Origin of the sequence: Mycobacterium sp. 050134, from assembly GCF_036409085.1 — a bacterium.
In the GTDB taxonomy this organism is placed as follows: domain Bacteria; phylum Actinomycetota; class Actinomycetes; order Mycobacteriales; family Mycobacteriaceae; genus Mycobacterium.
Genome location: NZ_JAZGLV010000030.1, coordinates 1 through 22,639, shown reverse-complemented (window position 1 = coordinate 22,639; position 22,639 = coordinate 1). Strand labels below are relative to the sequence as shown.

The following is a 22,639-nucleotide window of genomic DNA, read 5'->3' as shown; positions in this document are numbered from 1 at the left end:
CGATGTTCACCTCAAACAGCCGCTACGCCAACACAGGCACCTACCAGGTGACGCTGGCCGACGGCTCGATCGTGACCGTCACCCGTATTCCGGCACCCTCGACGCCCAAACCGATCGGTTTCTACCGGCGCGGTGAGGAAGAACACCTCGACGTGATCGCCTACCGATTCGTCAAGGACGCGACCCAGGCGTGGCTGCTGTGCAACGCCAATGACGCCATGGTTCCCGACGCGCTGGGGTCCCACAGTCTCATCGGCATCCCGCCGCCAGGCGCCGGGCGGTGAGCGGCGGTGACCGCCTACCAACTACTGTTCAACGGCACCCCGGCCGATCAACCGTTCTACGACCTGGTCGGCCGACTGGAAATCGAAGAGAACGCCGACCTGCCCGGCGCGATCTCGCTGCAGCTGCCGGTGGCCGCCGACAACGGCGAACCCACCTGGGTGGGTGATGGCCGCATCGGGCCTTACGCGAACATCGCCGTGGTCGTCACCCCCGACGGCGGCGACCAGCAGTGCATCTTCGACGGCTACGTGCTGACCCAGAAAGTGCATATGCCCACCGCACTGACCGGCGCGACGCTCGATGTATGGGGTCAGGACGCCACCGTGATGATGGGACTGACCGAGACGGTCAAGGAATGGTCTGGGCTGTCCGATGTCGATGTGGCCAACCAGATCTTCCAGAACTACGGTTGCGTTCCCGCCAACGACAACAGCACCGAAGCCGCCCCGTCGCACACCGACGACGAGCACACCCTGATGCAGCGCGGCTCCGACGCCGACTTCCTGCGCCGGCTGGCGCGGCGCAGCGGACGGTGGTTCCGCGTCGCCTGCACCGACACCCCAGGACAGCGCACCGGCTACTTCGCCGCGCCCGATCTCAGCGCCGACCCGGCGCTCACCATCGACGTCAATGACCCGGCCAAGGCCAGCGTTCCGTCGTTGGACTTCTCCTGGGACGCCTCTCGCCCCTCGGCGGTGGCCGCCCGCCAGGCCAGCCTGACCGATGCCGACCAGGACGGCGTCAGCGCCGACACCGCCGATTCGGGACTCAATCCCCTCGACGCCCAAGGCCTGCAGGCCTTCACCGGCCAAACCAAGACCGTCATCCTCACCGCGGCTGCCGACACCGCCGAGTTGCCCGCGCGCGCCCGCGGGCTGCTGCGCGAGTCCGACTGGTTCGTCAAATGTGAGGGCACCGCCGACGCGGCGGTGCTCAAGCAGGTACTGCGGGTGGGCGCGGTGGTGGACGTCGCGGGCTGCGGGTCGCTGCTGTCGGGCTCTTACTTGGTGTGGAGCGTGCGCCACACCATCAGCGCCCAGGCGCACTCGATGGCCTTCGTGCTGGTCCGCAACGCGATGGGGGCGGCGCCGTGAACGAGGATCTGCTGTTCGAGCTCGCCGATCGGCTGCAGAACCGGTTCTTCGGCAAGTACCGCGGCATCGTCACCGACGTGGACGCGCCCACGTTGCGCATCAAAGCCGCGGTGCCGGCGGTGCTGGGCACCACACCGACCGGATGGTGCCTGCCCTGTGTCCCCTACGCCGGTCCGGCCGTCGGGTTCTTCTTCGTTCCGTCGCCGGGTGCGGCGGTATGGATCGAGTTCGAGGGCGGCGACGTGTCACTTCCCATCTGGACGGGATGTTATTGGCGCGCGGGCGAACTGCCGGCCGAGGCCGCGCCCACGACCCGCGGCATCGTCACCGGCGCTCCACACCAGCTGCTCTTCGACGACGATGCCGACGCGGTCACCCTCAGCGACTCCAACGGCGGTGCCGTCGCATTCGACGGCAGCGGGGTGACCACCACCCGCGGCCAGATGTCGGTCGCGGTGGCCGACGGCGCGGTCTCAATCAACGACGACGCGTTCACGGTGACCTGATGGGCGAGTACCTCACCGCGAACAGCACGCTAATGTGCCCGCACGGCGGCACGATCAGCCCGGTCCCGGCGAACTCGACGATCTCGTTAGGCGGCGCGCCGATCGTGGTGGCCAGCGACACCTTCCCAATCTCCGCATGTGCGTTCACCATTCCCGGTGTCGGACCGCATCCCTGCACCCAGGTCCAGTGGGTCCTTTTCGTGCTGCGCGGCGCCGCCGACGGGGATGCACCGCTGAGCACCGACAGCGTCGGGCTGTGCGTGGCCGCCGACGGGGCCGTGCAGGGCCCGGTGCTCATTGAGGACACGCAGCCGAAGGTGAGCGGGCTGTGATCCGCCACGATTACGCCTATCCGCTGCGCATTGACGCCGCCTCGCGCCAAGTCGCGCGCGCCGGCTACCCGTCACACGTCGACCAGCTCATCCGCCAGCTGCTGTTGACCAGCCCGGGTGAGCGGGTGTGTCTGCCCGAATTCGGTTGTGGGCTCCGCAAACTCGTCTTCGCACCACAGAGCGACGCGCTGACGGCCACGGTGCGCCTGCAGGTGCAACAGGCCATCACCAGGTGGCTGGGCGACCAGGTTTCACTCGGTGAGGTCACCGTCGTCTGCGGGGCCACGGACCCGGCCAGTGGCCTCGATGAGGGGGCGCTCCGGGTCACCGTCAACTACACGCTCATCGAGACGCAGACACCGTCGGCCGCCGAAGTCACGGTGAGCCTGACATGAGCGACCGCCTCGGGACGCTGATCGCCTCCTCGACACTCAACGGTATCGACTTCGTGGAGGTCACCTCGGCCGACCAGACCTCGCTGCGGGTGCACTTCCTCAATACCGTGCCGGTGCAAGGCACCCTGGCCGCCAACGACCCGGTGACGATCAACGGCGGCGAGTCGGTGGTGTCGGTGCCCGTAGCCCCGATCGCCGGCGCGGACTGGGCCGTCGACGACGACGGGCGCCCCACCTTGGACCTGCACACCCCGTTCCCCGGTGACTTCTCCCGCTACCTCCTGCACATCGACAGCACCGTGCTGGACTCCTTCTACGCGTCGGTGCGGTTCTCGTTCAAAGCCGGCTGCCCCACCGACTTGGACTGCGCTCCCGTCGAGCCGTGCGGACGGGCCCCCGGCAGTGGGCCGGCAATTGACTATCTGGCCAAGGACTTCACCAGCTTCCGCGCGGCCCTGCTGGACTACTCGGCGAGCGCCTATCCCGAATGGGTCGAACGCGACGAACCCGATCTTGGCATCATGCTGGTCGAGTTGCTTTCGGCCGCGGGCGATGACCTGAGTTATCTGCAGGACCGCATCGCCAACGAGGCCACGTTGGCCACCGCCACCCAGCGCAGCTCGGTGATCCGCCACGCGCGCCTGGTCGACTACGAGCCCCGCCCGGCCACCTCCGCGCGGGTGCTCATGCAGATTGACGTGAGCGCGGCAAACATCCCGGCATTGATCACCGTTCAGGCGCCACTGCCCGACGACGGCGCGCTGTCCTTCGAGCTGGGCGACGGACTCCTCGACCCCGACACCGGCGCACTGGCCGGCGGCACCTTGCCGGTCGACCCGCGCTGGAATCGCGGCATCCGCCCCTACATCTGGGACGACTCGCACACCTGTCTGCCCGTCGGCGCGACCGAAATGTGGGTGCACGGCCACGGCTACGACTTCCCGACGGGTGACCCGCAACTGGGCACCACGGGCATCGCGCTGCTCATCGACACCGCGGCGGCCAACCCGGCCGACCCACCCACCCGCGAAGTCGTGCATCTGACCAATGCGATCGAAGAAACCGACAAGCTGCTCGGCGACACACCGATCACCCATCTGGGCTGGGCCGCCACCGAGTCACTGACCGCCGAACACGACCTAACCAATACCGTTTTGGCCGGAAACCTCATCAATGCTGTTGAGGGACGCCGCTACAGCGAAGACTTCGTCATCGACCCCGACCCGTCGAGCGCCGACGCGGCCAAAGCGGCCGTGGCCCGCAGCGGCCCCGACGCCGGCTGCGGCGACCCGCTGCCCTATCACCTGCACACCCTCACCCAGGGCCGGCTGTCCTGGCTGCAACGCGACGACACTTCCATCACGCCGGAGGTGTGCGTCACCCAGGAGCCCACCGAAACCGGAGGCATTGCCCAGGTTTGGCGCTGGCGTGGCTCGCTGCTGGACGCCGACCAGTTCGAGAACGCCTACACCGTGGAACCGCTGGCCTACAGCGACATCCGCGCCGATCGCAGTCACGGACTGCCCTGGTTCGAATATGACGGCGACGCAGCGGATTCGGTGCGCTTCGGCACCGGCCCGTTCGGTAATCGCCCGCCCGCCGGGGCGCGTTTCGCGGTCACCTACCGGGTGACCGCCGGGCAGGCGGGCAACGTCGCCGCCGACTCGATCACCGCGGTGCCGCCCTCGTCCGCGGGTGTTCTGACTGCGGTGACCAACCCGTTTCCCGCCGCGGGCGGCGCCGACGAGGAGCCGATCGCCCAGGTGCGAGCCAACGCACCGCACGCTTTCCGCGTTCATCCGCTGCGCGCGGTGCGTCCCGAGGATTACAACCGGGTCGCCGACGAGCTTTCCTGGGTGCTCGATGCGGGCACCGTGATGCGCTGGACGGGCAGTTGGACAACGGTGTTCACCACCGCTCAGCCGCGCGACGCCGAACAGGCCGGCCTCAGCCAATTCGTTGCGCTGGACCAGTTGCTGGGCCGGCGGCGCCTGGCCGGCTATGAGGTCTACACCCCAGACCCGCGCTACGTGGCCCTCGATGTCGTCGTGTTCGTCTGCGCGCAACCGTGGGCATTTCGCGCCGAGGTCGAGTCGGCGGTGCTCGAGCAGCTCGGTACCGGCCCGCGCTGTGACGGCCGACCCGGGTTCTGGGCGTCGGGGCAATTCCAGTTCGGCACCCCACTGTTGCGCAGCGAGCTGGAAGCAGCCGCCCAGCATGGACACGGCGTCGACGGGGTGTTGGCGGTCGACTACCGTCGCCGCGGACACACTGTCCGCTACCTGCCGATGCCGCAGGTGGTTAGCGTCGGCGCTGATGAAATCCTGCGCTGCGACCAGGATCTCAGCCACCCCGACCGAGGGTCGCTGCGTGTCGTTGTGGAGGGCGGCAAATGACCTGCTCGTGCGGCTGCCCGACGGCCTGCGGAGAACTGCCGACAAGGTTTCCGATCACAAACCCCAGCGGACTGACCCAACTGGCCTACCGGGTCGGCACGTTCGCCACGTTCCGGCGCGCGCTGCTGCAGTCCCTGGACGGCGAAACAGATTTGGCCGCTTGGAGACCCACCGCCCGCAGCGATCTGGGACTTCAGCTGATCGACTGGTGGGCCTACATCGCCGACGTCCTGACCTTCTACAACGAACGCATCGCCAACGAGGACTATCTGGGCACCGCCCAACTCGACTCCAGCGTCGCGCATCTGGTCAGCCTGCTGGGCTACCGGCCCCGTCCGGGCATCGGCGCCGTCGGCACGCTCGCGGTGATCGCCTCGACGCCCGGTCCGTTGATCATCCCCAGCGGCCTGGCGGTGGCCTCCAAGGCCACCCCCGCGGTCGAATCGCAAACCTTCGAAACCACCCAGGCGACCACGTTCACCCAACCGACCAGTGTTCCCAGACCGGCTCCCGATGATCTGTCCACGCCCGCACCGCTGAATGGCCCACCGACCACCGAGCCCGGCGCCGCGCAGGTCGCACCGCACCAACAGCTGATCGCGCGCGGCGGGGTCTTGGTGAAGGGCATTCCGACGTCGATCTCGGTGGGTGATCGGCTGCTCTTGATCCCCAAGGACTGGACGAGTTCGCACACCCCCCCATTGGCGGCGGTGGTTCAGGTCAGCGGATTGGTATCCGAACCAGATCCCCACGGCCGCAAGAACACCCGTGTCCTGCTGGACGGCGCTGGAAAGCTGCCCGGCGGTGCGGACGCCTCCACCTACCGGCTTGCCTACGCCACCCGGGCCGCGCATTTGTCGACACTGCCGCCGACGGCCACCGTGATCACGTCGGTCACCGACCCTGCCACCAACGCGCCCGCCAATACGATCGTGCTCGACGGTCCGGCGCGCTATCTCAAGACCGGCGACCCACTGCTGGTCCAGACCCCCGGCGCGGGCACCGGCCCCAGCCCGGGCGCCGGCTTTGATCTTGTGCAGCTGAGCGGCTACGCCGAGGTGCTGTGGTACGCCAATGCTCCCGACTCGACCCATCCGGGCACCTTCCCGGCCAACGCAAACCCACCCGGTGTCCCGATCGTCCTCAGCCGATTGACCGTCGACGCGGTCGCGGGCAACGACTTGACCCACTTCGGCGTCACCAACGACAACACCACCACCGTCACCGTGTACGGCGGCTGGCACGACGTCGGCACCCTGCTCAACACACCCGTGCAGACCCTGAGCGCGCTGCCCGGCACGCTGACGCTGGCCGCCAAGCCCGCCGCAGCTGCCGGCGCCCCCACAGCAGCGCTGCTCGAAGACGCCAACGGCGCCGGCGTAGCGGTCAGAGCCGTCGCGGCCAGCAATTCGACCGACGTGGCGATCAGCGGGACCGACACGACATTGGTGGCGCCGCTGCGCATGCTGTGGGACTTGATCACCGTCACCCGTGGAGCCACCGTCCGCAACGAGCTGCTGGGCAGCGGCGACGCCAGCCAACCCGGGCAGGACTTCACCCTGTCGAAAAAACCGGTGACCTTCTTGGCCGATTATCCGGGACGGTCCGCCGACGGCTACTCCTGTGCGCTGACCGTGTCCGTGGACGACAGGTACTGGACCGAGGTGCCCACCCTCTACGGCCACGGGCCCCAGGAAACCGTCTTCGAAACCTACAACGACGACAGCGGCAGCACACACGTGCGCACCGGCGACGGCCAGGCCGGGCGGCGCCTGCCGAGCGGCGCGCGCATCGTGGCGACCTATCGGACCGGATCCGGTGCCGCCGTCCCTCCGGCCGGCAGCCTGACGCAGGTACTCACCGCGGTGCCCAACCTGCGCGCGGTGCGCAACCCGGTGGCGCCCGGCGGCGGCTGTGACCCGGACCCGGCCGACCGCATCCGCGCCCTGGCACCACAGACCGTGCTGACGTTCGGGCGCGCCATCTCCGGCGATGACTACGCCGCGGTCGCGGCCGCCGCGCCCGGTGTCACCCGGGCCGCCGCGGCCTGGGAGTGGGATCCGACCGAGCAACGCCCCGCCGTGCGGGTCTACGTCGGCGACGACGCGACCGCGGTCGAAAGCGCCGCCATCGCGCTGCGGGCGCAGGCCGACCCCAACCGTCGGCTGGTGGTGCTGCCCGCCGTCCAGTGCGACACCGTGCTGACCGTGATCCCCCGGATCGACCCGTCGTATGTGCCCGACGCGGTGCGCGAGGCGATCCGCGCCGCGGTCACCGACAGCCTCTTCGCGCCCGGGGTACTTGCCCTCGGGCAGGCGCTGTACCGCAGCCGCATTGAGGAGGTCGTGACCGCGGTACCGGGCGTACTCGGCATCGACGATCTGGTGATGAGCTGGTCCACCGCCGCGGGGAACCAGACCTCGCGCGGACCACGCTTTCGCCCGGGCCCAGGAGGCTTCTTCACGCTGCGCCAGCTGGCGCTTTCAGAACTGCCGGTCTTGTTCCTGCACAACATATTTGAGCTCCCCAAGGGGTTGATGCTGTGACCGACGCGGTTCAGGACGGCTACGAGGCCCGCTACGCCGACAAGCTGTGGTCGCTGGTTCCCGCGGTCTACCGCGCTGCCGACGCGACCACCCTGGATCGTGACGGGCCGTTGCGTGAGCTCCTCGACCGGATCGGCGCCTCCATGGCGGTGATCCGGCGCAGCATCGACCGGCTCTGGGAAGACCAATCGATCGAAACCTGCGACAGCTGGGTCATCCCCTATGTCGCCCAGCTGCTGGCCACCAACCTGGTGCCGGCCATGGACCAGCGCGCTCAGCGCCTCGACGTCGCCAACACCATCTCCTACCGGCGGCGCAAAGGCACCGTCGCAATGCTCGAACAGCTCGCCCACGACGTGACCGGCTACGAGACACGGGTGATCGAGTTCTTCCGCCGGCTCGCCCGCCACCGACACAACCTCGACCCCCCGATCGGGCGCCCGGCGTCGGCACCCGAACCGGTCACCGCGCTGACCCTGCAGCGCCTCGAACAACTCACCGGACTGCTGACCGGCACACCCGCGGGTGGCTGGGCCGATCTGCGCGTCCCGCTCGGCGCCGAGCTGACGGGCAGCGCGTTCGATGAATACGCACACCGGGTCGACGTGCGCTATGGCCGCGGCAACCTCGGCTGGTACGGCATCCCCAAGGTCGGGTTCTTTCTGTGGCGCAGCGTGCCGATCGCGGTTACGCGGGGCACTCCGGTGCCGGTTTCAGGCTGCGATGGGTACTTCGCGTTCGACCCGACCGGCCGACAGATCCCGCTGTTCACCGCGGCCTCGCGCGGCGGGGGCGACCGCGCCTACGGCGACAACTGGCTGCCGGTACTCCTCTGGCAGGTGCCGATGCCGCTGACCGATGCCCTGTGGCAGGCGATCACCGCGCCGGACGGGCCAACCCAATACCCCGACCCTGGCGCCACCGCGCTGTGGGGGACATCGCTGTGGGCCACCGCACCGGGGTCCGATCAAGTGGTGCCGGTCGACCGCGTGCAGGTCTGGCCCGAGGTGGGCCGGCTACATCTGCTGCCCGACGCACCTGCCGAGGTCGAGGTCGGCTATCACTACGGGCTGTTTTCCCTTATAGGCGCCGGCCCCTACGATCGCCGCCAGCCCGGGCTGCCGCCCCCCGTCGCCCCGCCGCCAATCACCGCCATCCCCGGCGGATCAGCCAAAGGTTTGGCCGATGCGCTTGGCGCCCTGGGTGATTCGGGCACGGTCGAAATCACCGACGGTCGCACCCTCACGACGATCAGCAATCCGCCCGCCGCGATCCGGAATGTGGTGATCCGGGCGGCCGACGAACAGCGCGCGGTCATCCGTACCGATCCGGGAACGCAGTGGATCTTCACCGGCACCAACGGAACCCTGCGGCTCGAGGCGCTACTGGTCAGCGGCGCAGATGTGGTGTTGCGCGGCACATTTTCCGACGTGACGTTGTCATGTTGCACGCTTGACCCAGGGTCGGGTGCGTCGCTGCTCACGTCCGCGCAGCCCTGGGACATCAGTGTGGACGGGCGCCCGCTGTCACCGGTCACCGTGTGGGTCGAAGGCACGGTGCAGTCGCTGATCGTGGAGCGCTGCATCACCGGCCCGATCCGCACCCGCACCGGAGGTGTCATTGAGACGCTCGCGATCGCTGACTCGGTCGTGCAAGGCCTGCCGGTTGAGCAACCCGGGCAGCTGACGCAGCTGCGCGACGCGGACGCCGTATTCAGCGCGCTGGCCCATCAGCGTGATGCGTTGTCAACCTGGTTGGCGGGCCAACTCGTCCAGGTCGACCAGGCAGCGGCCGAGATGATCAGCGCCCACACCGATCACACCTCGGTGAGCGACGCCGCCGCGCAGGCGGTTGTGGCGGCGCTGCAGAACATCATCGACGGCCCGCTGATCTACACCGACGCGCGTTTCGCTGACCGGTCCCTGCGCGAGTCCACCCGCCAGGCCGCGCGGGCCGCGGTGGCGTCCAGCCCTACCAGCCCGGCGCTGCGGGCGCTCAACCGGCAGCTGCTCGCCGAGGCCTACCCGCTCGCCCTGGCCGACGCCGCGATCGCCACCGACGCCGGCCTTGTCGAACTGACCCGCTGTAGCGTGCTCGGCCAGGCCTACCTGCATCGGCTGCACTGCAGCGAAACGATCCTTGATGATGTCGCCCGCGTGCAGAACGCGCAGGACGGCTGTGTGCGGTTTTCGGCATGGTGCACCGACAGCGCCCTGCCACGCCCGTACGAGTCCGTGCAAATCGCGCCGGACGCCCCCATCATGGTCAGCCGCCGCTTTGGCGAATGGGGATACGCGCAACTGGACGACGGCGCAGACGCCGCAATCCTCGACGCCAACACCGCGGGACCGCCCAGCCTGCTCACCGGCAGCCACGACGGCTCGCAGATGGGTGTGTTCTGCCGAGACAACGCGGCACTTAAAGATCGTTCGCTGCTGATCAAACTGCAGGAATTCCTTCCGGTCGGACTAAGCCCCGTGCTGATCCACCTCCCCGGAGCGGACCCCGACGGTGAACTGATGAGAGGCAGACCATGGCCACAGACATAGCACGGTTGTCCTTCGACCCCGAGCGCCTCTACCGCGGCGTCGTGGCCCAGCAGGGCCGGGTGAGCCTGGAGGCCGAACAGAACGAACAGCGCATCATCGACACCGAGGAGCGTCGCAAAGAGATCATCGACATCGTCGGTCCGGCCGGCACCCCGGACAACGGCTACGCGGTCGGCAAGGGCAGTGGCGCCGGATTCGACCTCACCATCGGCAAGGGCACGATGTATGTGGGCGGATGGCGCGTACATCTGCACGCCGCTATGGATACCGCCAGCCAACCCGACTGGATCGACAACAAGCACCTACAAACCGAGGACCCGGTACGTCCGGGCCGCGAACATGTCGTGTTATGGGTGCAGGACACCGACGTCACCGCCGTTGAGGATCCCGCCCTTTACGAGGTCGCCGTGGGCGGGCCGGACGGCGCCGCGCGTACTCGACTGCTGCAACGCGTCATGCGGTTGGACGCCGATGACGTCGCCGATTGCGCCGCGGCGCTCGCCAAAGACGTCACCACGTGGGCTGAGAGCGGGCTCAAGCTCCACCCCGAAACGCTGGAGCTGAAGTCGCAATCACGGCTGAAGGCGACCTGGCTACCCGATACCGAGCACCCCAACCCCTGCGAACCCTCCAGCACCGGCGGCTACCTCGGCGCCGAGAATCAATGCATCCGGGTGCAGATCACCGGGGTCGACTCCGCCAATGGCACAGTGGATTTCCTGTGGGGATATGACGACGCCTCCTTTCTGTACCGGGTCAGCGCCCAGCCTGGGACCGAACCGGTGGTGCTGACTTTGGACCGGGCCCCCGTCGACGACAATCACCGTCCCCGCCAAGGCCAGGCCGTGCAAGCGCTGCGCGCCGCCGCCGCACTCAACACCGCCGGCGCGACGACCGAAGGCTATGCCGCCGCACTGGGCGGGGTCCCCGGAACCGTCAGCGCCGACTACAACCCCGACACCAAGACCGTGCAGGTCCAATTCCCGACCGGGCTGGGACCGGACTACACCGACGACAAAATTAACCCCCGGCTCTATCTGCGGATCTGGCAGCAGTGGATACAAGGCGCCGCGGTCAACCAGCCCATCACCCTGACGGATCCTGCCACGCACAACGACACCGGCCTACAAATCACCATCACCTCGTCCGGTGGGCACGCACTGCACGTCGATGACTACTGGTGTATCGCGGTGCGCCCGGCCACGCCCACCGTCGTCTATCCGGACCGCTACCTCAACGACCCGCAGCCGCCGGACGGCCCCCGGCAATGGGTGTGTCCGCTGGCCATCGTCGACTGGACGGCAACGGATTTCCTCGTCGCCGACTGTCGCCACCCGTTCAAGCCGCTCATCGATGCACAATGTGCGGACTGCTGCACCCTTGACGTCCACCCGTCTGATGCCGGTAACCTGCAGGATCTCCTCGATGCCGCCGCGGGCGGGCGTCCCGCCAGCCCCGACGGGCGCCTCATTGTGTGTTTCCAGCCCGGTCGCTACCAGCTGACAAAGCCGTTGCGGCTGACCGCCAAACACTCCAACCTCACGCTGCGCGGGTGCAACAATGCCGCCGTGCTGGCCGTCGCGGCCGGACACGAGGCCGCATTCGGCCTGGGCATGGTGCAGTTGGTTGCGATCAACGATGTGAGGATCACCGGCTTCGAATTCGATGTGGCGCAGGCGCCGTTGACCCGTGCACCGGCCCAGACACGCGCCGCCCCGCTGACTGCCGAGGCCCAGCGCGCGATCAGTACAGTGTTGAACGTCAATCTCGTCACTTCCTTTGCTGTGGTCATGATCAACTGCACCGGAGTCGAGATCGATGACTGCGTGTTTCAGTTCGGCGCCGACGCTGGGCGGCCGGATGAAGTGGCGGGGCCAATGGCGTTGGGCGCCGCGCTTTTCGCTGTCGGCGCGATCAGCGGGTTGCGGGTGACCGGTAACCAATTCTTGCTGGAATCCGCGGCGGGCGACGCCGCGGATGGACCCGCTGTCTTGGGGGGATTTTGGGAGGTGCCGGGATCCAGCGGCCTGTTGTCCTCGCAACTCGACGACGCGCTGATCGCGGGCAACAGGTTTGTCGGCATGACGGTCGCCGTCGGGGTGATCGCCATGCTTGGTCAAATTGACGTCAGGGAGAACGTCATCGACGACTGTTACTGCGGGGTGTGGATCGTCGATGCGGAAGCGTTCGCGAACATCAACTTTGGGGCGCGCCAAGTCGCCTCCAGCATCAGCGACGCTGTCCAGCAGACCCAACATGTCCTAGCCCGCGGCATGCTCGACCCCGTTCTGCTGCGGTTGGCAGTGAGCACGCAGGTCTATCCGCTCCCTCCGCCGGATGGTGTCGAACTCAGCGGCGTGGCGCGCCTGAACACCGCCGACCTGGCGGCCCTGCGAGAACAATCGGCTCAGGCTCAAGTCTCGTACATGGCCAAGTTTGATGAACGGCTCGCGGCCGCACACCCCACAGCCTCGGCGTCCGACGTGCAGCAGGCCGCCGCGCAACGGGTCAGCACCGCAACGGTCGATTCTGCTGCGGCAATCGTCGGCGACCGCAACCTTGCCGTCGCGGCAGCCGGGCTCGCCGACATTGCCCGCCTGGTCGGATTCGAGCCGCGGGTTGCCACCTCGGTGCGCATCGAGCGCAATTCGGTTGCCTGTGGTCCTTCCGACGTTAACCCGACGGCGTCGGCGGTTTTCACCGTTCTGTCGGTACACAGAAGCGATCCCGCCGTGTCGGCGGTTGCAGTCGACAACAACCGGCTGATCAGCCGCGGCACCTTGGCCGCGGGTGTTTTCGGCGGCGCAGCAGGGACCATCAATGGCAACACGGTCGTCAGCGAGCCCGCCTCCACCGAGCCAACGTCAACGTTTGCCCTGGCTGTGGGTCAGGTCGGTCCAGCGCGGGGACGCGTCGAGCGGGTGGCTATTGTCGGCAATGTCGTCACCGGCAATGCGTTATTGCCGAACAGACCTCAGTCCGCGCAGCCGCTGACGAGCTGGTGGCCACTCAACGCCATCAGCTGATCGGCTGAGCAAAGTCACGCTTAGGTGCGCCACGCCTGCGGGCGACGCGGTACGGGCTGCGTGACTGGTCGTGTGTCAAAACCGTGCGCCCGCAACGGAGGAGCCGTGATGTCCCTGCGCTCGGGTGCCGGTCCGGGGGCCGCGGCGGTGGGCGTCAAGCCAACCTTGCAGCGAAGCTCAGCGGACGCGTGTAGTCGAAGTTCACGCCACAACATGGCAGCGAAGATGTCGAATTGCCGACGGGCTTCGGACATGTTGCCGTCGCCGATATGGGCTTCGATGAGCACGCTCTGCGCCGATTCGCGCAGCGGCTCTTCAGCGACAACCCCCAGCATCACATCAATTGCCGCCTGGTAGTGCCCTGATTGGATCAGCCGTCGACCCGTCGCTTCTAGCGCATGAAGACGCAACTGTCGCAACTGCTCGCGGGCGAGCAGCAGCCATTCCTCATCCCATCCCGGCAATAGGACAGCGCAGCCCGAGGCCAAGGACGCGTGATTTGGACGGATATAACCGCACAGTAACTGCTCGGCTTCAGCGCGCAGTCGGTGGACATCCACCTGCACGTCGTTGCCCAGTGCTATGCGGTCAGCCGAATCGCAGACTAACGCGGGACTTGCTTGCCTGATTCGCCACAACGCTGTTCGCAGACTCGCGCGGGCTCGCGGCACCGGTGCATCGGTCCAAAGCCTTTCGGCCAGGACCCCGCGGTCGCAGTCGCGTTCGACGATCTTGTCCAGCGACAAGAAGGCCAATACGCGGCGGGCATGGCGCGGGAGGGTGACGGCATCGCCACCGATTCGAAGCGAGAATCCGCCGAACAGCGACAGCTGCGGATATTCTTCAGGACACCGGGCAACGTCGCTTGACCTCACCGCGCACCCTTCTCGACGCTAGTGACTCAGCCCAAAAACTATGAAACACCGTGTATTCGGTAGGCGTCAACACTTCGTCAACGCCAATCAAGTGTTGACGATGATCGCTATGGGGCTCACCGAGACTGGGCAGGTGGCCAGCAATAGCAGCCGGATTATCGTGGTGCGGGCATGGAGGAATCTCGGTCAGCTCGTGGTACGGATTCTTGCTGCCCCGGTCGATTCAACACCTCCGCGAGAATGGGCATTCTCGGATGCCGACTCCGCGTGCGAAAAGATCGCCGAAATTCTGCACGAGCTCGACACTTGGATGACGGGCTGAGCTGGAGGACACTTTGTGGAGCAGTCCGAGATCTTCGAGTATCAGGCGGCCCCGTTTTGCGTATCGACGGTCCGAGCCAACGCCGACGTTCTGTCAAATGACACGTGCTCTTCGTCGCCGTTGCGGCGAGTCCACAGAAGCCCCGCGACCGCCGACAAGCTCGACGTTACCGGCCACGGCAAGTGGTGGATGATCACCCTCTCGAGCTTGCCCGCTACGTCGCCGCCGACGGCTCGATGAGCCTCAGCGACACCACACGGCAACGCACGACTACGAGATCACAGTCATGGATAACCGGGATTATTAATCAAGTGCGCCCGACGCATTCTGTTCCGAGAGAGTGCCCAGATATTCGCCTACAGACTGTCGCCACATTCGTGCAGGTTCGTGCAGGTCGATAGACTGGAGATCGTGGCTGGCTTCCCCGATATCCCGTCCGACCCCGCCGTGGTCGTCCTTAACCCCCATGAGGAGATCACGCCGGAGTCTTTCGTCGCATGGCTTGATCGTCGTCAGGCCGGGGAACCGATTGATCCAGGGGTGCGGGCAGCTGACACCCTCGCCGACGCGCGCACCGCTGGCGAGGTGTGAACCCGGTCGTCATCGATGCCTCCGCTGGCGTCGAGCTGGCCGCCGATACGCTTCGCGGGCGAGCTCTGCGAGCGCTGTTGCCGGCCGACGCGGTGCCATGGGTGCCGGAACTGTTCTTCGTGGAGTGTGGAGCGGTGCTGCGAAGATGGGACTTGAACCGAATCCTGACACCCGCGCAGATCAATCATGCCATCGACGCGCTGACGGGCTGGCCCTTGCGCGTCACCGAGGTACGCGGGTTGTTCGCCGACGCGTGGCGGTTGCGGGCAAACGTGACATTCGCTGACGCGGTGTACGTGGCGCTTGCCAGGCACATTGGTGCCGACCTGCTTTCTGACGATGGCCGATTAGCCAACGCTCCCGGCCTACCAGTCCGGGTGCTGCGCCTCCCCTAACGTCTAGGCTGCCCGGTCCGCTTGACCGCCGAAGACTCGACAAGGTCATCGAGCACATCAACGACACCACCGACTGCCGCGCGAGTGCCAGCCCGCCATGCGCCTATGCGGTTCGTTTCGAGCCAACCAACCGCATCGTCAAGCTGCAGGCCTCCTCACCCGATAATCGGGCACCTATTGGCCGACCCGCGACGCCGTCCCCGAGGTACCCAGATGACGTAGTTTCGGCCCGCCGTGCACGCATAGCCAGCGAATGGCGAGCCGCACGAGAAACCGGTCCTTAGATGCACTAACTTCACTGCATCACCGAACATCAGACCTCTTGCACTCAGGTCAGGCATCGTCAATACAATTTCGTCGGTATCTAATTAATGAGGTTGTCCTTATTATCTTTCTCATGCCAACTAAACGCTGTCTGCGATGCGGCGCAGAGATGCCGAGCAAGACCTGGCCGCCGCAGCGCGGACGCCCATCGGTGTGGTGCTCACAACGGTGCCGACCAGCGGCTTATGACGAACGACGCGCGGCGAGGAACGGCGCCGTGGCCGTGCGAGTCGAGGTCGTCGAGAAGCCCGTCGACCGGATCGTGGAACGCGTCCGGATCGAGACAACACAGGCTCAATCTAGCCCGGCCGAGGCCGCGCAGATCGTGCTGGGATCGCCCCGCGCATGCCGCGCCGTGTTGGAAGCGCTGACCGCCGAAGCGGATGCCGGACGGCTTAGTACCGCCGCACACGCCCCAACGCTCCGGGCGGCTCAGCGCTTGCTGTCTTCCCTCAGACGGGCGCGACTCATCGATGGCTAGAGTCGCGCTCGTTGACGCGATCTGAGTCAATGTTGTAGCCGAGGGTGAAATCGCCTGCGCCTAGCACAGTCGGCGCACCGATCCACCGCCATTCATCGACGTACGCATCGCAACAAGGTAATGCCGTTGCGATGCATGGCGTTCGCGATGTTTCACTGCGCTACGCGAATCATCGGTAATCACATGCGCTGCAGGGAGATTCGATCAAACGAAATTCGCGTGACCGTCGCGCAGCGCCGTTAGCCGTGGTTAACGTTTACCCATGGAACGACGCGAGACGGATCGCCGCACGGCACAGCCCGCTGAAACGGGTTCTGTTAAGCCGTCTTTTTCCGGGGCGTCAGTATGAGCTGGGAAGCACTCGCGTGGGTGAAGGACTTAGACATCTGAGGTTCCCCAGAAAAAGTGGACACGGTTAGCTTGATTGCTGACGTGCTTGTGAGGCGATCTCGAAGTCGATGGGTGAGATCATCCCGAGCGAGCTGTGTCGCCTTTCATGGTTGTAGAATCTGATGTAATTATCAAGTCCCGCTGTAAGATTCGCGTATGTGGCGAAGGCGTGACGTTTGTAGTATTCGTGCTTGACGGTCGACCACAACGACTCGGCACCCGCGTTGTCCCAGCAGATCCCGGTCGCGCCCATGGAGCGCAGCAAGCCATGCTGAGAGCATGCCTGGGCCATGTCATGGCTGGTGAATTCACCTTGACTGCCTCTATCCGCATGCAGGATCGTGCCGGACACCCCACCGCCACGAGTGAACACCGCAGCGTCAACAGCCGACTCGACCAGCTCGGCGCGCATGTGATCGGCCAGCGACCAGCCCAGCACCCGCCGCGAGTGCTCGTCGCGGATCGCGCACAGGTAGGCGTGCCCTTCGCCGCAGGTCAAATAGGTGATGTCCGACGTCCAGACAGCGTCCGCGCGGCCCCGGTCGAAGGCGCGGCCGACCCGATCCGGCGGGAACGACGCCGTCGGGTCCACCACCGTGGTCTTGACCTTGAACGTGCGGGGACTGATGCCCTCGATGCCCATTTCCGCCATGATCGCCGCGACGGTGTTCTCCGAGACCGCGACGCCCGCGGCGTGCAGATCAGCGGTGATCCGCGGCGACCCGTACGTGCGCTTGGATGCTTGCCAGTGCGCGAGGATCTTCACCTCCAGGTCTCGGCGCCGCTGCTCACGCAGCGACAGCTCGGTACGGCGTTGCCGAGCTGCCCACGCATAGAAACCCGACCGTGAAACACCGAGCAGCTGTGCAAGATTCGATACATCGTGGTCGGCGCACTCCGCAGCGATGAGCTCGAAACGACTCACCTGTGTTGCTGTGCTGCAAAGTACGCCGATACTTTTTTCAGGAACGCGATGTCACGGTCCTTGTCGGCCACCTCCGCGCGCAGCCGGGTCAGCTCGGCCCGCTCGCCCGCCGACAGGTCCCCATCCGGCGGCACTGTGCGTGCGCCGCCAGCAGCACCATCCCGGATACGTTCTGCAGCAACCCATTTTCGCAACAGATTTTCATGCAGATTCAACTCCCGGCCGACCTCGGCAACCGACCGGCCGCTATCGATCACCCGCCGAGCGGCCTCCACCTTGAACTCCGCCGTAAACGACCGACGAGTCCTGGACATACCCACATCCTCCCAGCAGAACCCCATGTCCCGCTATCTCAGGTGTCCACTGAAACTGGGGAGGCTCACACACATAATCCAGCCAGCGATCTACTCGTTACCGCCGTTAATGTTCCCAAACGTGTTCCCATCGGGCATGAAAATGGCCCCCGGAGAGATCTCCGGGGGCCATTTCACCTGGTAGCGGGGACAGGATTCGAACCTGCGACCTCTGGGTTATGAGCTAACCGGTCACGTTCTTGGCTGTAGCGTTAGGTCTCATAGCTGCAGGTCAGCAAGGTGTAACCGTCTACCCTGTCTCGCCCCGTCCCACATGTTCGCATTCATTCCGCCGTGTTCTGTGTCCAAATCCGTGGCCAAACCTCTGGAGCGAAAAGTACTGTTTGCCCCGCCGCATCAGGCGCGTTACCGAACCTCAGCCTGTGGATAAAAGTGTTGCACCCAACATTGGTTCGTGTAACACTTTTATCCATGTCAGGGCTTCAGGGACTGCCCGATACATTCACGACCGCGACCGCCCTGGCTCGTGGTATGCACCCACGAGTGCTGTACGCCTTGCGTGACAGTGGTGACGTCGTCGAACTGTCACGTGGGGTTTTTCGACGTGCCGACGCGCCGCTGGCCAGTGAACCGGATCTGCTGGCCGTTGCGTACCGATCCCCGGTGGCGATCGTTTGTTGTCGGTCGGCCGCGGCGGTTCACGAACTGAGCGACGAGCTCCCGCCCGCGGTGCAGATTGCCGTGCCCATGGGGCGCCGCCCACCGCGGATCGCATATCCACCGACCGAGGTATTTCGCTTTGCTGCCGATACTTTCGAAGTTGAGCTTTCACGGCTGGAGGCGGCGCCGGGAGAGTGGGTACGCATCTACACTCCTGCTCGGACGGTCATCGATCTGATGCGACTGCGGCATCGGTTTGGCGAGTCGCTGGCACTCGCCGCGCTGCAACGGTACCTGCGCCGACGTGACGCGGCCCCAGCGAAGTTGCTCCACCTGGCATCGATGTTTGATGTGGCCGGACCGGTCCGCCGTGCGCTCGACGTGGCCACTGCGGAATGAGCCGTCCGACGCGCAGTACTGCAGCTGGGCGCGCCTACCTGGATCTGCAGCGCCGTGCCCGTGCCGAGGGCCGTCCTACCCAAGAGTTGCTCACCCTTTACGTGGTCGAGCGGTGGCTTGCGCGACTGGCACTGTCGCCATACACCGAGCAGTTCGTGCTCAAAGGCGGAATTCTCTTGGCGGCGTTCGACGCACGCCGACCGACCGCCGACGTTGATGCGTTGGCGCGCAACTTCGCCAACGACGAAGCGACGGTCCTCGCACGAATCGTCGCCATCGCCGAGCAATCAATACCCGACGACGGAGTCGAATACCGCACTCACACTGTGACATCACGCGTGATCCGCGACGAGGACCTGTACTCGGGAGTGCGCGTCGCGATGGACTGCGCAATCGCGTCTGCGGTCATCAAGCTACGTCTAGACGTCAATTTCGGCGACCCGGTCACTCCCGCACCTCAACAAATCGACCTACCTGCGCTGCTGCCGGATCATCCGCCGATTCGAATCCTCGGTTATCCGCTCGAGACCGTGTTGGCCGAGAAGATCACCACCGCAATAAGTCTCGGGCCAGCGAACACTCGCGTGCGCGACTACGCCGACATCTACACCCTCACCGGCGACCGAGATATCTCGCATTCGGCCGCTCGCTGCGCGCTGATCGCGACGGCCAGCTACCGCGGCACTAATGTCGTCGCGCTGTCGTCGGTGATCGGAGACCTTATCGAGTTGAGGCAACGTTCGTACGACGCCTACCGGGCCAGCCTCGGACCCGATGGCGCTGCGCTGCCACAGGACTTCGCCACCGTAGTGCAGGCGGTCCTCGCCTTCGCCGATCGACTCACCGACGCGGCAACGCCGACAACAACGTGGGACGGTTCGACGCGATTATGGAGTGACTGAGCGGCACACTGTGGTCGTGGAGGAGCGGTTCCCGGGCGAGTTGGAGACGTTGCGCGCCGACAATGCGCGCTTGCGTCGCCTGTTGAAACTCAGCGAAGAGCAGGCGCGCGCGGCGGATCCGGATCAAGCCACGCTCTCTGGCGCGCCGGAGTCACCGGTCAATATGAGGTCGGTGCCCGAAGCTAAGGTCCGCTTCTTCCTCGATCTGTTTCGTTGTCGCTCCGACGTTTACGCGCTGCGATGGGAGAACCGCCGCGACGGCCGATCCGGTTGGATGCCGGCCATCCGCGGTTACTGGCGCAAGGGCATGAACCGCGCCGACGCACCGTATCTTCCACTGACTCCGGACGTCGTCGACCAGCACCTGCGCGGGGAGGTTCATATCGGCCTATATCCGCTTGGGGACGATGACACCTGCTGGTGGGTCGCGGCTGACTTCGACAAAGAAGCCGCGATGCTGGATGCGCTGGCTTATATGAAAGCCGCACGAGCTCATGATGTTCCGGCCGCCTTGGAAGTATCGCAGTCGGGGCGAGGCGCACATGTGTGGATCTTTTTCGCACAGGCGACGTCGGCGGCCACAGCCCGCAGCATCGCGACCAGCCTGCTCGGCGAGGCTTTCCAACTTCGCGGCAGCATGCACCTCAGCAGCTACGACCGACTATTTCCCTCCCAAGACGTCCATACCGGCCGCGGCATGGGGAACCTCATTGCCGCCCCCCTCAACGGCAAACGCCGACAGCACGGCACAACGCTGTTCCTCGACCCCGCCACGCTGGAACCCTTCGACGACCAATGGGCCTACCTGTCAAGCATTGCGCGCCTCTCACACAAGGATGTGACCACGCTGGTTCGCGCTCTGCCCGGTCCATTGTTCGGCCATCGCGTGCGCCGGTTGCAGTTGCCCACCTCGTCCAAGATCGTGCCGAGGCCGGCAGCGATCATCCGGGCAACCTTCAGATCTCGAATCACTCTGACCGCCAGCGATCTTGGTCCAGCCATGATCGCGGCCGTCAAGCACGCAGCCTCCATTCGCAATCCCGAGTTTGATGCTCGCCAGCGCGCTCGACGCAGCACCTGGGATACTCCGCGCTTCCTGCACAGCTACGACGAGACAGTCGAGGGCGATCTTGTGCTGCCTCGTGGCCTCTACGGGCTGCTGACAGACTTGGTCGAGTCCGCGGGAAGTACGTTGCACATTGATGACAAACGCGCCATCGGCGACCGTCACGAATTCATCTGCTCAACCGAGCTCAGGTCCGAACAGGCCGACGCAGTCCCGCGATTGATTGAGGGGACACCAGCGTGCTGATCGCGCCTCCTGGCTTGGGCAAGACGGTGATTGCCTGCGCCGCCATCGCTTCACGCGCCACCTCGGCCCTCATCCTGGTCGACCGCAAAGCACTGGCCGACCAGTGGCGTGACCGCTTACAGAAGCATCTCGGATTCAAGTGCGGACAGATCGGCGGCGGGCGATCCAAAACCACCGGCATCATCGACATTGCATTGCTACCCACCCTGGCGCGCCGCGACAACATCGAAGCTCTCACCGCCGGTTACGGTTTCGTCGTCGTCGACGAATGCCACCACATCGCCGCTAGCGCGTTCTTCCACGTCCTCAATCGAATACCCGCAAAGTACTGGCTCGGGCTCACTGCCACACCTGAACGTCGCGACGGGCTTGAAGACCTCATTTACCATCAACTCGGATCACACCACGTCACACTCGAAGCGCCTACCGCGGGCCAACTCCCCTCGGCAGGTGCCGACCTGCTCGCACCGCACCCCGTCTTATACGTCCATCCCACCCAGTTCCGCTACACTGGGCAAGCCGATCCCAGTGCGCCAGGCGGGATGGCCGAGATCTACCGAGCCCTTATTGCCGACGGAGCCCGGCTTGAGCAGATCATCGCCGACGTCCTCTCCGCTCACGCCGACGGCGCCAACATCCTCGTCCTCACCACATGGGTCGACCACCTCAACCTCATAGCCGAACGACTCCGAAACGCCGGCAAGGATGTCGTAGTTCTGAGCGGCCAGATGAATGCGCGCCAACGCCGCGAGATTTCCGAACAACTCGCCAACCACACCTCCGACGACGAGCCCTTGCTGATCGTCGGCACCAGCTCATTCATTGGCGAGGGATTCGACTGCCCGGCCCTGGACACGCTGTTTTTGGCCGCCCCAATCACTTTCAAGAACCGGCTCGTCCAATACGTCGGGCGCATCACCCGGCCGTACGTCGCCAAGACCACCGCAACCGTGCACGATTACCACGACGAACTCACTCCGGTGATCGCCTCTTCGCTGCGAAAGCGCGCGCCCGGCTACACCAAACTGGGCTTCCCCGAACCCAGAACGCTGCTCCGATAGGCGTCGCCGGCCAGCCAGCCGACAGGAGGTTTCGGTCGATGTCGCGTTTTCGCGGATTTTCGAGCCGATCTAGCAACACTCGTCCATCAACTAATTACTCAGCTAAGTCCGGCCCTAGCAGCGAGATCGTGATTGATCCGGATAGACCAGCAAAGGCTGACGTGGCCAAACACGTGTCCACCGGGTATGAAAATGGCCCCAGAGATCGCACTCTGGGGCCATTTCCGCTAGTAGCGGGGACAGGATTCGAACCTGCGACCTCTGGGTTATGAGCTAACCGTTTGTCAACCGTTCGCGGTTTCACCTGGGGCACCTCGTCTCATCGTTCCAGGTCACGGTGGTTTGGCCGTCTAGCGTGTGTCGCCACGTCACATCTGTTCGATGCGGTGCCGTCGAGTTCTGTTCCCAAATCCGTTCCCAACACAGCAAACAGAACCTTTCGCCGACTTGGGATAGCTCGCCGGTGTCAGCGGTCACGTATTTCCCCAGGTCTGAGGGGTTGTCCGTCACGTAATTCCTCACCTGCCGTCACGTAATTCCCCAACCCTGGGGCGTGTCC

The 22,639-nt window shown here is 65.6% G+C and carries 20 protein-coding genes; 17 read left to right on the top strand and 3 right to left on the bottom strand.

What is annotated here, in order from left to right; genetic code table 11:
- The first annotated feature begins 2 nt into the window (after window positions 1–2).
- Genes SKC42_RS25135 through SKC42_RS25095 form a run of 9 tightly spaced genes read left to right on the top strand, consistent with a single transcriptional unit; the run spans window position 3 to window position 13,129 of the window.
- Window positions 3–284, top strand: coding sequence for a hypothetical protein (locus tag SKC42_RS25135; protein ID WP_330966955.1), 282 nt, complete (start codon window positions 3–5; stop codon window positions 282–284).
- A 6-nt stretch (window positions 285–290) separates the two neighbouring features.
- Entirely contained in the window at window positions 291–1,379 is a 1,089-nt protein-coding gene (locus tag SKC42_RS25130) for a phage late control D family protein (RefSeq protein WP_330966954.1), read from the top strand.
- Window positions 1,376–1,885 carry a phage baseplate assembly protein V gene (locus tag SKC42_RS25125; protein WP_330966953.1) on the top strand — a complete coding sequence of 170 codons (510 nt, stop codon included), beginning with the start codon at window positions 1,376–1,378 and terminating at the stop codon, window positions 1,883–1,885. The genes SKC42_RS25130 and SKC42_RS25125 overlap by 4 nt, the downstream gene beginning before the upstream one ends.
- Window positions 1,885–2,217 carry a hypothetical protein gene (locus tag SKC42_RS25120; protein ID WP_330966952.1) on the top strand — a complete coding sequence of 111 codons (333 nt, stop codon included), beginning with the start codon at window positions 1,885–1,887 and terminating at the stop codon, window positions 2,215–2,217. The genes SKC42_RS25125 and SKC42_RS25120 overlap by 1 nt, the downstream gene beginning before the upstream one ends.
- Window positions 2,214–2,612 (top strand): GPW/gp25 family protein, encoded by a 399-nt coding sequence (locus tag SKC42_RS25115; protein ID WP_330966951.1) that lies wholly within the window; start codon window positions 2,214–2,216, stop codon window positions 2,610–2,612. Before SKC42_RS25120 ends, SKC42_RS25115 begins: the two co-directional genes overlap by 4 nt.
- Window positions 2,609–5,008 (top strand): baseplate J/gp47 family protein, encoded by a 2,400-nt coding sequence (locus SKC42_RS25110; RefSeq protein WP_330966950.1) that lies wholly within the window; start codon window positions 2,609–2,611, stop codon window positions 5,006–5,008. Before SKC42_RS25115 ends, SKC42_RS25110 begins: the two co-directional genes overlap by 4 nt.
- Entirely contained in the window at window positions 5,005–7,554 is a 2,550-nt protein-coding gene (locus tag SKC42_RS25105; RefSeq protein WP_330966949.1) for a hypothetical protein, read from the top strand. The genes SKC42_RS25110 and SKC42_RS25105 overlap by 4 nt, the downstream gene beginning before the upstream one ends.
- On the top strand, window positions 7,551–10,103 hold the full coding sequence (locus tag SKC42_RS25100; protein ID WP_330966948.1) for a phage tail protein: 2,553 nt from the start codon (window positions 7,551–7,553) through the stop codon (window positions 10,101–10,103). Before SKC42_RS25105 ends, SKC42_RS25100 begins: the two co-directional genes overlap by 4 nt.
- Window positions 10,088–13,129: a DUF6519 domain-containing protein gene (locus tag SKC42_RS25095; protein WP_330966947.1), complete on the top strand. Its 3,042-nt coding sequence runs from the start codon at window positions 10,088–10,090 to the stop codon at window positions 13,127–13,129. Before SKC42_RS25100 ends, SKC42_RS25095 begins: the two co-directional genes overlap by 16 nt.
- 20 nt (window positions 13,130–13,149) lie before the next feature.
- Here the strand turns inward: SKC42_RS25095 and SKC42_RS25090 are convergent, their stop codons facing one another.
- A complete protein-coding gene (locus SKC42_RS25090; RefSeq protein WP_330966946.1) occupies window positions 13,150–14,004 on the bottom strand; it encodes an AfsR/SARP family transcriptional regulator in 855 nt (284 codons plus the stop codon).
- 109 nt (window positions 14,005–14,113) lie between these two features.
- Between SKC42_RS25090 and SKC42_RS25085 the strand changes: the two genes are divergently transcribed.
- From SKC42_RS25085 to SKC42_RS25070, 4 genes are all read left to right on the top strand, one after another.
- A complete protein-coding gene (locus SKC42_RS25085; protein WP_330966945.1) occupies window positions 14,114–14,326 on the top strand; it encodes a hypothetical protein in 213 nt (70 codons plus the stop codon).
- Window positions 14,327–14,737: 411 nt separating this feature from the next.
- Window positions 14,738–14,917 carry a hypothetical protein gene (locus SKC42_RS25080; RefSeq protein WP_330966944.1) on the top strand — a complete coding sequence of 60 codons (180 nt, stop codon included), beginning with the start codon at window positions 14,738–14,740 and terminating at the stop codon, window positions 14,915–14,917.
- Entirely contained in the window at window positions 14,914–15,312 is a 399-nt protein-coding gene (locus tag SKC42_RS25075; RefSeq protein ID WP_330966943.1) for a type II toxin-antitoxin system VapC family toxin, read from the top strand. The genes SKC42_RS25080 and SKC42_RS25075 overlap by 4 nt, the downstream gene beginning before the upstream one ends.
- A 541-nt stretch (window positions 15,313–15,853) precedes the next feature.
- Window positions 15,854–16,117 carry a hypothetical protein gene (locus tag SKC42_RS25070; RefSeq protein WP_330966942.1) on the top strand — a complete coding sequence of 88 codons (264 nt, stop codon included), beginning with the start codon at window positions 15,854–15,856 and terminating at the stop codon, window positions 16,115–16,117.
- Between the two features lie 415 nt (window positions 16,118–16,532).
- On the opposite strand, the gene SKC42_RS25065 is transcribed toward SKC42_RS25070, so the two are convergent.
- Complete coding sequence (locus tag SKC42_RS25065; RefSeq protein ID WP_330966941.1) at window positions 16,533–17,432, bottom strand: IS3 family transposase; 900 nt, start codon at window positions 17,430–17,432, stop codon at window positions 16,533–16,535.
- Window positions 17,429–17,746 carry a transposase gene (locus SKC42_RS25060; RefSeq protein WP_330966940.1) on the bottom strand — a complete coding sequence of 106 codons (318 nt, stop codon included), beginning with the start codon at window positions 17,744–17,746 and terminating at the stop codon, window positions 17,429–17,431. Before SKC42_RS25060 ends, SKC42_RS25065 begins: the two co-directional genes overlap by 4 nt.
- Window positions 17,747–18,217: 471 nt before the next feature.
- On the opposite strand from SKC42_RS25060, the gene SKC42_RS25055 reads away from it, so the two are divergent.
- From SKC42_RS25055 to SKC42_RS25040, 4 genes are read left to right on the top strand one after another with little or no spacing between them, the layout of a single operon-like run.
- Window positions 18,218–18,805, top strand: a complete 588-nt coding sequence (locus SKC42_RS25055; RefSeq protein ID WP_442932258.1) for a type IV toxin-antitoxin system AbiEi family antitoxin domain-containing protein — start codon at window positions 18,218–18,220, stop codon at window positions 18,803–18,805.
- Window positions 18,802–19,707: a nucleotidyl transferase AbiEii/AbiGii toxin family protein gene (locus tag SKC42_RS25050; protein WP_330966938.1), complete on the top strand. Its 906-nt coding sequence runs from the start codon at window positions 18,802–18,804 to the stop codon at window positions 19,705–19,707. Before SKC42_RS25055 ends, SKC42_RS25050 begins: the two co-directional genes overlap by 4 nt.
- Before the next feature lie 16 nt (window positions 19,708–19,723).
- Window positions 19,724–21,019 (top strand): TOTE conflict system archaeo-eukaryotic primase domain-containing protein, encoded by a 1,296-nt coding sequence (locus SKC42_RS25045; protein WP_330966937.1) that lies wholly within the window; start codon window positions 19,724–19,726, stop codon window positions 21,017–21,019.
- Entirely contained in the window at window positions 21,013–22,080 is a 1,068-nt protein-coding gene (locus tag SKC42_RS25040; protein ID WP_330966936.1) for a DEAD/DEAH box helicase, read from the top strand. Before SKC42_RS25045 ends, SKC42_RS25040 begins: the two co-directional genes overlap by 7 nt.
- Window positions 22,081–22,639: the final 559 nt, after the last annotated feature.

What these genes read in the sequence shown, in the direction of transcription:
- SKC42_RS25135 (WP_330966955.1), top strand. Translation starts at nt 3, where the DNA reads ATGTTCACCTCAAACAGCCGCTACGCCAACACAGGCACCTACCAGGTG.
- SKC42_RS25120 (WP_330966952.1), top strand. Translation starts at nt 1,885, where the DNA reads ATGGGCGAGTACCTCACCGCGAACAGCACGCTAATGTGCCCGCACGGC.
- SKC42_RS25110 (WP_330966950.1), top strand. Translation starts at nt 2,609, where the DNA reads ATGAGCGACCGCCTCGGGACGCTGATCGCCTCCTCGACACTCAACGGT.
- SKC42_RS25105 (WP_330966949.1), top strand. Translation starts at nt 5,005, where the DNA reads ATGACCTGCTCGTGCGGCTGCCCGACGGCCTGCGGAGAACTGCCGACA.
- SKC42_RS25095 (WP_330966947.1), top strand. Translation starts at nt 10,088, where the DNA reads ATGGCCACAGACATAGCACGGTTGTCCTTCGACCCCGAGCGCCTCTAC.
- SKC42_RS25085 (WP_330966945.1), top strand. Translation starts at nt 14,114, where the DNA reads ATGGGGCTCACCGAGACTGGGCAGGTGGCCAGCAATAGCAGCCGGATT.
- SKC42_RS25060 (WP_330966940.1), bottom strand. Translation starts at nt 17,746, where the DNA reads ATGTCCAGGACTCGTCGGTCGTTTACGGCGGAGTTCAAGGTGGAGGCC.
- SKC42_RS25055 (WP_442932258.1), top strand. Translation starts at nt 18,218, where the DNA reads ATGTCAGGGCTTCAGGGACTGCCCGATACATTCACGACCGCGACCGCC.
- SKC42_RS25050 (WP_330966938.1), top strand. Translation starts at nt 18,802, where the DNA reads ATGAGCCGTCCGACGCGCAGTACTGCAGCTGGGCGCGCCTACCTGGAT.